Source organism: Thermogymnomonas acidicola JCM 13583 (assembly GCF_001316105.1).
Classification (GTDB): domain Archaea; phylum Thermoplasmatota; class Thermoplasmata; order Thermoplasmatales; family Thermoplasmataceae; genus Thermogymnomonas; species Thermogymnomonas acidicola.
The window spans coordinates 138,423-147,751 of the sequence record NZ_BBCP01000004.1; the positions used below are offsets into that span (position 1 = coordinate 138,423).

Consider the following 9,329-nt stretch of genomic DNA (forward strand, 5'->3'; position numbering starts at 1 on the left):
GCGTGCTCTACCACCTCAGGATCCTGAAGGAGAAGGGCTATGTTTACGACGACATGAGGATAAGCCCCCCCACCGGCTATGAGTTTCTGAGCAGCAAGCTGGAGGAGCTGAGGCAGTTCGTCAGGGACAGCCTGGACAGGGTCGGCAGGCAGATGGTCTGGGAGTGCATATCCGACGAGCACCTGGAGGCAGGACAGAAGGTCACTCTTTACATGAAGGATGGCTACCTCCACGCCAGGAAATATGAAGGGACCGGGCCGGTGGCAACGTGTGTCGCCAGTTCCGCCCCCCCGGGAGAGCCGGCAGGCGTCTCACAGCTCACAGGCCTCATACATGTGGACATCAGGGCCGTGGAGATAATCGTGATACCGGACGTTGGGCCGGAGTTCAGGTTCGATGAGACTGTCCGCAGGGTCAGGGATGAGGTGAAGCTGGGACACGGTTACCTCACAGGGACGGTGGGCGAGAGTGCCTATTCCGTGTTCCTGGCACCTTCGGCAAGAGGCCGGACATGGAGTACGGCGTGCTCTGTGCAGCCTTCGAGGCCTCCAAGAGGGGGGGTGTCGGAACTATAATACTTGTTTCCAGGAAAAGGATGAACTTTTTACTTGGGGGGGAACTGAGATCGCTTCAGATTTCTTCCCCAGAGGTGCCGGTGAGGTTTAAAAATTTGGAATGACAGGATGAAAAATATAATTTTATTTTGATTATTTTAAATGTATTTTTGTAACCGGCTATTGCGCCCACGATATTATCCATGATGGCAGATAAAAAAATTCAGCGGCCCTACCCAATAAATATTTAAATACATGATAATAATCACAACAGCTGTTGGATGAGGTGAAAATTAATGGAGGACGATGAAAGTGGCCGTGGGGGGGATGCATATCGTGGCGGATCTGTATGGCGTGGACCCGGAAATGATCTCAGAGGCTAGCACACTGTACCCTGTCATAGAAGGCGCAGTGAAGTTCGGAAACCTGACGAAGATCTCCTCGGACTATTACCAGTTTCAGCCGAAGGGTGCGAGTGGCATAGTGCTTCTCGCGGAATCACACCTGTCCTTCCACACATGGCCCGAGCACGGCCTCGTGACACTAGACATATACACCTGCGGCGATCCTTCCGGGGGGGCCGAGAAGGCATACAGGTACATCCTGGAAAGGCTTAGACCGAAGATGGTTGAGTGCAGGAGGATGCTGAGGGGGGGGCTGCCCTGAAGGACGACGTGAAGCCCGTTAAGGTGGAACAGGTTTTAATCCAGTGATGGGATGGCAGCCGGATGCATGGAGGATCTCGGCACCTGACCCAGCTACCCATTTTTGCCATATCCCTGATACTTCTCCTGTATTACAGTAGCCTCCCCCCCTTCTACCTTTCATTCGTGTCCGTTGCCCTTTCCGTGCCCCCCCTCCTGTACCTGGGAACAGAGGCCCTTCACTCCGCCTCAATGGAGCTCTCCCACAGGCTCGGCCTAAGTGCAAGGAACTCTGGCCAGTACCTCCTCTCCGTTGCCTCTGTGGTGGACGAGATAGCGCTTGTGGCGGTTGCAGTCGTCTACAGGCAGGACTCCATAGCACTGGGTGCCATCCTCGGTTCCAGCGTTGTCACCCTTGCGGCGTTCCTGCTCATAATGCCCTGGGCAGTGCCGGAGGGCATCAGGCAGTTCCGCAGGGATGGGATCTTCCTTGTGGTCCCGGCGGCACTCCTTTTACTGGCAACCTTCTTACCACAGGGGCAGGAAATTTACGGCACTGGGATGCTCGCTGTGGCAGCAGCCTACGTGGTTCTCTCAAGATCCGGTACAGGTGACGAGACGGTTGAGGGTGAGGTGGCCCCCCCGCCAGGAGGCCTGGTGTCCGCGCTCTCCTGCGCGTCCGTGGTCGTAGGCGCATGGTTGCTGGTTAGGTCCACTGAATCCATCTCCATGCACTACTCCCTGAACCCTCTGGTCGCATCTTTCATAGTCGCGGGCATAGTTGAATCGCTACCTGAGATAGTGATGCTGGCCATATCCCTGGTGCGCGATCCCTCAGAGACAAGCACAGGCATAGTGTCCGGGTCTTCCATCTACAAGGCCACGGCAATACTCGCCGTACCGCTGCTCGCCGGACAGGTATTAATAGGTGGATACCACAGGATCCCTGCCCTATTCCTCATCACGGCCTTGCTCTTCCTGGCCTACACCTTTTTCAGGCAGAGGAAGATCAGCGTGGCCGTAACGCTCACAGTCCTGGTGGTGTCTGCGTTCCTTCTCTAGGCCCTGGTGCCCCCAGAACGGGTTCTCCTTGCGCTTGATCTTTATGATCTCTTCCAGGGTCTTCATGGTCTCCGGGTCAAGTGCCCTTGCCCTCAGTTCCCTCACGACGCTCTCCGGTATGTCGACATACAGCGTCTCGTTCGGGTTGATCTGCCTGTTCAGTGTGACGCCATCAATGGCAACGGCCACCTCCGCCGGGGGGGCATCAACATAGTTCTTTGAAACTTCGTTCTCCCTTATGCTCTTCACCGTACCGCCGTAGCGGCCATCAGACTTGATCAGCGTGTCGCCTACCTTCAGCTGCCCTGAGAGCAGCCTGACACCCACTATGACTGGCTTGCTTGTCCTGAAAATGTATTCCGGCAGTATGACGAGCTTCGAGGGGGGGACCGGCATTGACTGCTTCCTCCCCCCCTCCTCAAGCTGCTTCTTCTTCTCAGCGAGCCAGCCTTCAACCTCCTCTATGAGCCTGTAAATTATGTTACCCTGTATGATCGTGACATCGTTCTCAGCCGCAGCCTGCTGCGCCTCCGGCAGGACGGAGACGTTGAAGGCGATTATCACCTTCTCCATGGGGGGGTCCTGCAGTGTGGCCACGTCGATTATATCCCTCTTCGTCACGTCCCCCCCGGTCTGTGCCGACCTTATGCCTATGCCCTTCTGGCCAAGCTCGTAGGACACAGCTTCCAGGGAGCCCAGCGCCTCGGCCTTGACGGTCACTCCGTGTTCCGAGAGGGGTATGCTGACAGAGCTCTCCTTTATTATCTCCTCGAAGATCTTGTCCCTGTCGCCCCCCTGACCACAATCATGGGCGTGCCGGGGATCACGTCCAGCTTGTCAGATATAAGTACCCTGACACCCGCGGCGGCCTGGACACTCTCCACTTCTCTGAGGCCCTTCTTCCTCCCATGGGTGTTGATAAGCATGCCACGTACCCTTGTCACTGCTGGGCCGTCCCTGGTGTTGAGGGCTATCTCGTCCCCGGCCCTCAGCACGCCCTGGTATATGACCGTGTCAAGGGTCACTCCCGTGCCTTCCTCGCGCTTGACCTCTATCACAGTCCCCCCCCTGGTCTCGTCTGTGCGCAGCCTTATGTCGTTCTCCAGGTACCTCTGCGCCAGGCCGGCGAGCATCATCAGGAGGTCTGGCATCCCTATGTGGAGCTTGCCGCTGACGGGCACGATCGCCACTGTGCGGGTAAAGTCCGTTATCCTGTCATAGCGTTCGCTCTGGAAGCCTTGGCCATAGAGGGCGCTCACCAGTTCGTAGATGCGCCTGTCCAGTTCCTCCACGTATTCCTTTCTCTGCTTCTTCAGGCACTCTATGAACGATACGTCCCTGACGGGAGTGAAGAGGGGGTATGAGGTCTATCTTGTTTGCTGCAACGATAAAAGGTGTCCTGAACTTCTTCAGTATGTTTATCGATTCAACGGTCTGCGGCATGAGGCCCTCGTTGATATCTATGACAAGGACCGCTATGTCAGCTAGGGCGCCACCCCCCCTCGCCCGCATGTTCGAGAAGGCCACATGGCCAGGGGTGTCTATGAAAAGGAGGCCGGGCACCTTCAGCTTCGCGCCCTTAAGGAGTGCCCTGGCACTGCGCTCTATAGTCTCCGCATCTATGTCGGTGGCACCTATCCTCTGAGTTATGCCACCTGCCTCTTTCTGGGCCACCGAAGTGCCGCGTATGGCGTCCAGTACCGTGGTCTTTCCGTGGTCTACATGCCCAAGCACGCACACTATGGGCTGCCTGTACCTGACGCCTTGCTCAGTAGATGATATGCTCATCTCCACACTCGTAGTTCAGGATCTCCTCATCCCTGAAGAATATGCGGTACTCGTGCTCGTAAGCCTCATGAGAATCCGAGGCATGGATTATGTTCTTCTCAATGCCCATGGAGAAGTCGCCCCTTATGGTCCCGGGCTCTGCCTTTGAGCCGTCGGTGGCACCGCACATCTTCCTCACCACTGCGATGGCGTTCGAGCCCTCCAGCACCGCTGCAACCACGGGCCCCCCCGAGGTGATGTAGTCCACGAGGGACCTGAAAAATGGCTTATCCCTGTGGACGCTGTAGTGTTCCTCTGCCATGGGCCTGCTGACGTTCATCAGCTTCAGGGCCGCTATCCTGAGGCCCTTCTCCTCGAACCTCTGGAATATCCTGCCAACCAGTCTTCTCTTGACCCCGTCAGGCTTTATGAGAACCAGTGTCCTCTCCATCGCGATCAGCTCTTCTGTGCTGCCTTCTTCATCTTCTTGATCGTATGGTACTCCCTTGTCCACTTTGTGTTTCTGGCCATGCGGCCCAGGTCAACCATGTTGGTCTTGCACTTCCTGCTGCAGAAATAGTATATGGCACCATCCCTGCGGACGTACATGAAGCCCGTGCCAGGCTCGATTTCCCTACCGCAGAAGGTGCAGTTCCTCGTTGCCATTCACATCACCTGATGGAGAGCTTCCTGGCCTCCCTGGCCGTTTCCCGTAGCATGAGGATGTCGCCGACCTTCACAGGCCCCCCCATGACGTTCCTGGCGATTATCCTCCCCCCCTGATCCCTTCCAGAGAGAACGCGGACCTTGACCGTGGTCGCCTCGCCGGTCATGCCGGTCCTGCCCATCAGCTCGACGACCTCAGCAGGTGTCGCATCGTCTGCCAATCAGACCACCCTCACTTCTTTATCTCCGATATCTCGGAAACGACCTGTTTGTACAGGTCCTCATTCTTTCCGTAGTCCACTATTGAGACCGAGGCTGCAGAGGCGATGCCCACCCTCGCGCCCAGGTCGGCCTTCTTCTTCGCGTAGGCGTACGGCACCTTCCTCTCCTCGCACAGCGAGGGCAGGTAGTAAACTACCTCAGGAGGGTTAACGTCCTCTGCGATCACAACGAGCTTGCTCTCCCCTCTCTCTATGGACTTTATCACCTCGTTGGTGCCCTTTTTGATCTTGCCCGTCCTGTAAGCGTTCTCCACAAGATCAAGAACCTTCTTCTCAAGCGACTCGGGAGTCTCGAACTTCACGTATGTGCTCTTCTCCATACTTAGACCTCCTTCACTAGCCTGACTGAAATTCAAGACTCTATTTATATTTTCGTGGTGTCCGCATAGGACGTGCGTGAGCGGATTGGATCCCTGCCTTGGGGGGGCCACTGGCCATATGGCGACACTCCGGAGACAGCACAGGCTGCAGAGAGCATGCCCCCCCTTCCGGAATGCCCCCCCATCAGAGGACCACGCTGTCTATGGCACGCCTTGCCGCTTCGTCTGGCATGTACATGGGCTGCCTGAAGCCCCCCCCGTCTATGCCTAGCTTCCTGTAGGTCGCGTAGTAGTAACCTATGGGAAACGTGACGGAATTAACGGCCTGCATGACCCTGTTTACCTTCTCCACCTGCACCTTCCTTGCTTCCTGGTACTTGCCTTCCCTGAAGAGTGAATAGAGCTCGGTGCAGTAGGTCGTGAAGTTGGATAGTCCAACCACGCCACCGCTTGCACCCAGCGACAGCGAGGCAAGCAGGAGGTCGTCCTGGCCCTGGAAGACCGCGAAGTCCCTGGAGGCCATGGAGACGATCCTCTCAAAGAACCTCATGTCTCCGGAGCTCTCCTTGAGCCCCCCTTCACCTGCGAGAACTCTTCCCTGATCTTCTGTACCGTTTCCGGGAGGATCCACGAGCCTGCCAGCTGTGGTATATTGTATAGGATGAAGTCCGCGTCCACCTTTGAAATTACATAGGAGAAGTGGTTGTATATCTCCTTCTGGTCCAGCGTTATGTAGTAGGATGGCATGAGCACCAGCGCGGTCGCGCCGGCGTCTATGGCGTCCCTCGCTAGCTCAACCGCCTCACTGCTCGACGATGAACCTATCCCGGCGTAAACTGGGCGCCCCCCCCTGAGAGCTCAGCGCACCACCCGATGAACTTCTTCCTCTCCTCCCTACCGAACCACGGGAAGAGGCCCGTCGAGCCCATGGGGGAACAGGCCATCCACACCAGAACTTATCAGGAACTCAACGAGCTTCTCTGTACCCTTCCTGTCAGGCTTACCTTCCCTGTCCATGGGGGGTTACCATGGGCGTGACTATGCCCGCGTATGCCATACCCTTGCATCCCTTACTCGCTTATAGCAGTTCTTCTCTCTTCCCCCCCTCATAGAAATGGGACCGGCAAATAGAGCCTATGAGGTTAAGAGGAGAGGTGAGAACCGAACATGGAATAAAGGAAAAGAGTGTTCAGGGCATCGGGCCCAGGTTCTCCGCCCTAAGAACCTCCACGAACTCCCTGGGTAGGCCCCCCCTCTTGACCAGGAACTCCCAGTCGGCACAACACCCTTTGCGATTGCAGTCGATATTATCTCGTGCAGCGGCACATAGGTCACGTCCGGCGCGTGTGGGGTACCCATTATCCATGGCGGGATGTCGAAGTAGCTGGGGGGGTTCCTGCCTGGAACAACATCGTGCAGCAAATCGTTCAGGATCTTCGATATCCTCTCGTTGTAGTACCAGCGGTTCACTGGTGAGCTGTAGCCGTTAGTGGGGGGGGCGTATACCTTCCACTCTATTCCGTACTTGACCTCCTTTTCCACGAACTTGGAGGTACCGCCAAAATCATCGATCACTGTGGCCGGAGGCTCCTCCTCCCTGCCCGTGTGGATGTTAACAACGCGCACGCCGAACCTGTTGTACACAGACATGTACCTGCCTATCAGCCTCTCCAGCTCGGTCTCCTCGCTCTCAGTCAGCTCCGTGTCGTTGCCTATCTGTTCGTATATCATGCTATATTCTTCCAGCCTCGCGTTCAATATCATTTTCAGGTAATAATTAAAACGTTCGCCGCTCATACACCTCTCCGGTGGCTCGCCTGTCATATCATAACAAACATCAATATATAATCATAGCGCACAGTGCATGTCCCTGACCTTCGCTCTTTTTTTATTCCGGCGATGCATGGCACAGGCATGTCCTGCATAGACGCTGTTATGGAGAGTCTCCTGCCATTCCTGCCTGCAGCCCAGGTGGAGGAGGCTGCCAGGTCCTGCTGCTCCATTGCCCATTACGGAGACAGCGAGGTCAGGATAGGTGCAGGGGGGGATCAGGTCACCATCTCCGAGGCCATTGCGCTCTACTCCCACCTGTGCGCTGCCCAGAGGTGCACAGAGTCGAGGGCACCGGCCAGGTACGAGGATGTGGTGTTCGACACCAAGAACGACCTGTTCCTTGCGGACGATTTCATGCCACCCAGCGTCATGAAGTCCGTGGACACAGATGAGCCCAGGGAGTGGAAGAAGATACTCCAGGAGCTGTCGATCAGGGGGGGACAGCCGACCATCGTGGTTCTCCCGGACGGCACCGTTGTGCCTTTTTCACGCATACATGCTGGGGGGGGCCTGGGCAAGGAGGGCGTGGCAGAAAGGATCAGGAAATCGATGGCAGACCTGGAGAGGTCAGAGCCTACTGGCACTTCACCGTGTCAAGCTCCTCAGGTCGGTGCTGTTCGAGCTTGAGAGGAGAGGGAGACAGGAGCTCACGAAGCCAATGTTCACCAAGGAGAAGGCAAGGCCGCTGATTGAGATGGGCATCGTGGCAGATGCAGGGCAAAGGCTGTTGGTGGTGAAGGGCCAGGATGAGATCAGGGAGGAAATGGAGAGGCAACTGGCAGAGGTGAGGAAGCTCGCAAGGGGCTGGCTTGATTCCAAGGTAACGCTCTGAATCAACACAGGCGTGTGTCAATGTTTTTATAGTAGAACATACTAACCTGATGATGGACATGGTCTCAATAACTGCCTTCGAGGAAGATGTTACAAGGGCAATTGAGAGCGTGAAGGGGGGGAGCGTTGTCAGCATATACAGCAGCAGGGTCTCGAGGAACCCCCCCTTCGTGCCGCCGGCCAGACAGGAAAGTGCCGGTTCAGGGATAATAGTAAGGCCTGACGGGCTCATCCTCACAAACAACCACGTGGTGGCCAACTCAAGCGAACTGTCAGTTGTGACCGACAGCGGAGACGAGTTCCAGGCAGAGATACTTGGCACAGACCCGCCCACGGACCTGGCAGTCCTATCTGTGCCTGCTATGGGCCTGCCCGCTGCCCGGCTGGGGGGACTCTGAAAAGCTGAAGATAGGCCAGTTTGCCATAGCAATAGGCAACGCCCTAGGACTTCCCGGGGGCCACACAGTGTCCCTGGGGGTGATAAGTGCGGTCAACAGGCCCATGCCGTGGGCCACGCACATAGCAGAGGGCCTCATTCAGACCGATGCGGCCATCAACCCGGGCAACAGCGGAGGGCCCCCCCTTGTGAACACTTCCGGGGGGGAGGTCATAGGCATAAACACTGCCATAATACCGTTCGCACAGGGTATGGGCTTCTCCATACCAGTTAACACTGCAAGGAACGTGGTGGAGCAGATACTCCTCCACGGAAGGGTCATCAGGCCATGGATCGGCATATCTGGTGTCGACATCAACGATGGGATTGCGAGGAGGTACAGGCTCCAGGTAGACCGCGGCGTTTTTGTTGTGGAGACCTCCCAGGACGGGCCCGCTTACAGGAGCGGTGTCAGGCCGGGCGATGTCATAGTTTCCATGGACGGGGAGCAGGTCTCCACCATGAGGGATGTTGTGCGCGTACTGAACAGCAGGGGAATAAACGCAATCGTAACGCTCGACCTGATCAGGGGCTACAGGCAGCTGAGGCTATCGCTCAGAATAGCGGAGATGCCGGAACTGAGGGTCGAGAGATGATCTCACTTTTTCTCAAATGGTCAGAAGGAGCCACGCGTCAGGTCGCTGTATACCAGTACGTCCCGGGCACTCACCTTTGACCTGAAGGCAGCCTTCACATGGCTGCTGAACTTCACCTTCTCTTCCACATACGAGTATGCCATTGCAGGCTGCCCCTCGCCCACCATGAGGCGCCACACAGCCTCCGGAAATCCGCTGAATGATGACCTCATTTTCGATATCATTGGTGCGTCTCCCAGAAGGTCCTCAGGCTGGAACGGCACCTGCCTGCCACTGCGGTGCAGGTAAAACCTTCCGGAGGAGAATGAGAGAACCCAGACATGGGACGCGAAGTCCCCC

General features: G+C 56.6%; 15 protein-coding genes and 1 pseudogene. 7 read left to right on the forward strand and 9 right to left on the reverse strand.

Annotation, left to right across the window (positions count from 1 at the left end; all coding sequences use genetic code 11):
* The first annotated feature begins 2 nt into the window (after window positions 1-2).
* The 3 genes from JCM13583_RS05075 to JCM13583_RS05085 all read left to right on the forward strand — a co-directional run bounded on the left by JCM13583_RS05075 (window position 3) and on the right by JCM13583_RS05085 (window position 2,260).
* Window positions 3-575 carry a hypothetical protein gene (locus JCM13583_RS05075; RefSeq protein WP_075056927.1) on the forward strand — a complete coding sequence of 191 codons (573 nt, stop codon included), beginning with the start codon at window positions 3-5 and terminating at the stop codon, window positions 573-575.
* 285 nt (window positions 576-860) lie between these two features.
* Window positions 861-1,220, forward strand: coding sequence for an adenosylmethionine decarboxylase (locus JCM13583_RS05080; protein ID WP_075056928.1), 360 nt, complete (start codon window positions 861-863; stop codon window positions 1,218-1,220).
* A 62-nt stretch (window positions 1,221-1,282) separates the two neighbouring features.
* Window positions 1,283-2,260, forward strand: coding sequence for a hypothetical protein (locus JCM13583_RS05085; protein ID WP_075056929.1), 978 nt, complete (start codon window positions 1,283-1,285; stop codon window positions 2,258-2,260).
* On the opposite strand, the pseudogene infB reads toward JCM13583_RS05085, so the two are convergent.
* The 8 genes and pseudogenes from infB to JCM13583_RS05130 all read right to left on the reverse strand — a co-directional run bounded on the left by infB (window position 2,150) and on the right by JCM13583_RS05130 (window position 7,025).
* Window positions 2,150-4,048 (reverse strand): annotated as a pseudogene (gene infB, locus JCM13583_RS12215) (translation initiation factor IF-2). The gene JCM13583_RS05085 and the pseudogene infB sit on opposite strands and share 111 nt — an antisense overlap.
* A complete protein-coding gene (gene ndk / locus JCM13583_RS05105) occupies window positions 4,029-4,478 on the reverse strand; it encodes a nucleoside-diphosphate kinase (protein WP_075056933.1) in 450 nt (149 codons plus the stop codon). Before ndk ends, infB begins: the two are co-directional and overlap by 20 nt.
* Before the next feature lie 5 nt (window positions 4,479-4,483).
* Window positions 4,484-4,693, reverse strand: coding sequence for a 50S ribosomal protein L24 (locus JCM13583_RS05110; RefSeq protein WP_075056934.1), 210 nt, complete (start codon window positions 4,691-4,693; stop codon window positions 4,484-4,486).
* A gap of 5 nt (window positions 4,694-4,698) precedes the next feature.
* Complete coding sequence (locus JCM13583_RS05115; protein ID WP_075056935.1) at window positions 4,699-4,914, reverse strand: 30S ribosomal protein S28e; 216 nt, start codon at window positions 4,912-4,914, stop codon at window positions 4,699-4,701.
* A gap of 11 nt (window positions 4,915-4,925) precedes the next feature.
* Window positions 4,926-5,294, reverse strand: a complete 369-nt coding sequence (locus tag JCM13583_RS05120; RefSeq protein WP_075056936.1) for a 50S ribosomal protein L7Ae — start codon at window positions 5,292-5,294, stop codon at window positions 4,926-4,928.
* A gap of 184 nt (window positions 5,295-5,478) precedes the next feature.
* Window positions 5,479-5,844 (reverse strand): dihydrodipicolinate synthase family protein, encoded by a 366-nt coding sequence (locus JCM13583_RS12220; protein ID WP_162509425.1) that lies wholly within the window; start codon window positions 5,842-5,844, stop codon window positions 5,479-5,481.
* Window positions 5,841-6,119, reverse strand: a complete 279-nt coding sequence (locus JCM13583_RS12225) for a dihydrodipicolinate synthase family protein (protein ID WP_162509426.1) — start codon at window positions 6,117-6,119, stop codon at window positions 5,841-5,843. Before JCM13583_RS12225 ends, JCM13583_RS12220 begins: the two co-directional genes overlap by 4 nt.
* Before the next feature lie 309 nt (window positions 6,120-6,428).
* On the reverse strand, window positions 6,429-7,025 hold the full coding sequence (locus tag JCM13583_RS05130) for a hypothetical protein (protein ID WP_162509427.1): 597 nt from the start codon (window positions 7,023-7,025) through the stop codon (window positions 6,429-6,431).
* A 183-nt stretch (window positions 7,026-7,208) separates the two neighbouring features.
* Between JCM13583_RS05130 and JCM13583_RS05135 the strand changes: the two genes are divergently transcribed.
* From JCM13583_RS05135 to JCM13583_RS05145, 4 genes are read left to right on the forward strand one after another with little or no spacing between them, the layout of a single operon-like run.
* The gene (locus JCM13583_RS05135) at window positions 7,209-7,754 is read left to right on the forward strand and encodes a hypothetical protein (RefSeq protein ID WP_162509428.1); all 546 of its coding nucleotides are present in this window, start codon (window positions 7,209-7,211) and stop codon (window positions 7,752-7,754) included.
* The gene (locus JCM13583_RS05140) at window positions 7,738-7,959 is read left to right on the forward strand and encodes a hypothetical protein (RefSeq protein ID WP_075056939.1); all 222 of its coding nucleotides are present in this window, start codon (window positions 7,738-7,740) and stop codon (window positions 7,957-7,959) included. The genes JCM13583_RS05135 and JCM13583_RS05140 overlap by 17 nt, the downstream gene beginning before the upstream one ends.
* Before the next feature lie 49 nt (window positions 7,960-8,008).
* Complete coding sequence (locus JCM13583_RS12230; protein WP_162509429.1) at window positions 8,009-8,356, forward strand: S1C family serine protease; 348 nt, start codon at window positions 8,009-8,011, stop codon at window positions 8,354-8,356.
* The gene (locus JCM13583_RS05145; RefSeq protein WP_162509430.1) at window positions 8,274-8,990 is read left to right on the forward strand and encodes a trypsin-like peptidase domain-containing protein; all 717 of its coding nucleotides are present in this window, start codon (window positions 8,274-8,276) and stop codon (window positions 8,988-8,990) included. Before JCM13583_RS12230 ends, JCM13583_RS05145 begins: the two co-directional genes overlap by 83 nt.
* A gap of 20 nt (window positions 8,991-9,010) precedes the next feature.
* Here the strand turns inward: JCM13583_RS05145 and JCM13583_RS05150 are convergent, their stop codons facing one another.
* Entirely contained in the window at window positions 9,011-9,253 is a 243-nt protein-coding gene (locus JCM13583_RS05150) for a hypothetical protein (protein WP_162509431.1), read from the reverse strand.
* Window positions 9,254-9,329: the final 76 nt, after the last annotated feature.

Coding starts and splice junctions, on each gene's coding strand:
- JCM13583_RS05080 (WP_075056928.1), top strand. CDS start 861: ATGAAAGTGGCCGTGGGGGGGATGCATATCGTGGCGGATCTGTATGGC.
- ndk (WP_075056933.1), bottom strand. CDS start 4,478: ATGGAGAGGACACTGGTTCTCATAAAGCCTGACGGGGTCAAGAGAAGA.
- JCM13583_RS12220 (WP_162509425.1), bottom strand. CDS start 5,844: ATGAGGTTCTTTGAGAGGATCGTCTCCATGGCCTCCAGGGACTTCGCG.
- JCM13583_RS05135 (WP_162509428.1), top strand. CDS start 7,209: ATGTCCTGCATAGACGCTGTTATGGAGAGTCTCCTGCCATTCCTGCCT.
- JCM13583_RS12230 (WP_162509429.1), top strand. CDS start 8,009: ATGATGGACATGGTCTCAATAACTGCCTTCGAGGAAGATGTTACAAGG.
- JCM13583_RS05120 (WP_075056936.1), bottom strand. CDS start 5,294: ATGGAGAAGAGCACATACGTGAAGTTCGAGACTCCCGAGTCGCTTGAG.
- JCM13583_RS05130 (WP_162509427.1), bottom strand. CDS start 7,025: ATGATATACGAACAGATAGGCAACGACACGGAGCTGACTGAGAGCGAG.
- JCM13583_RS05085 (WP_075056929.1), top strand. CDS start 1,283: ATGCATGGAGGATCTCGGCACCTGACCCAGCTACCCATTTTTGCCATA.
- JCM13583_RS05110 (WP_075056934.1), bottom strand. CDS start 4,693: ATGGCAACGAGGAACTGCACCTTCTGCGGTAGGGAAATCGAGCCTGGC.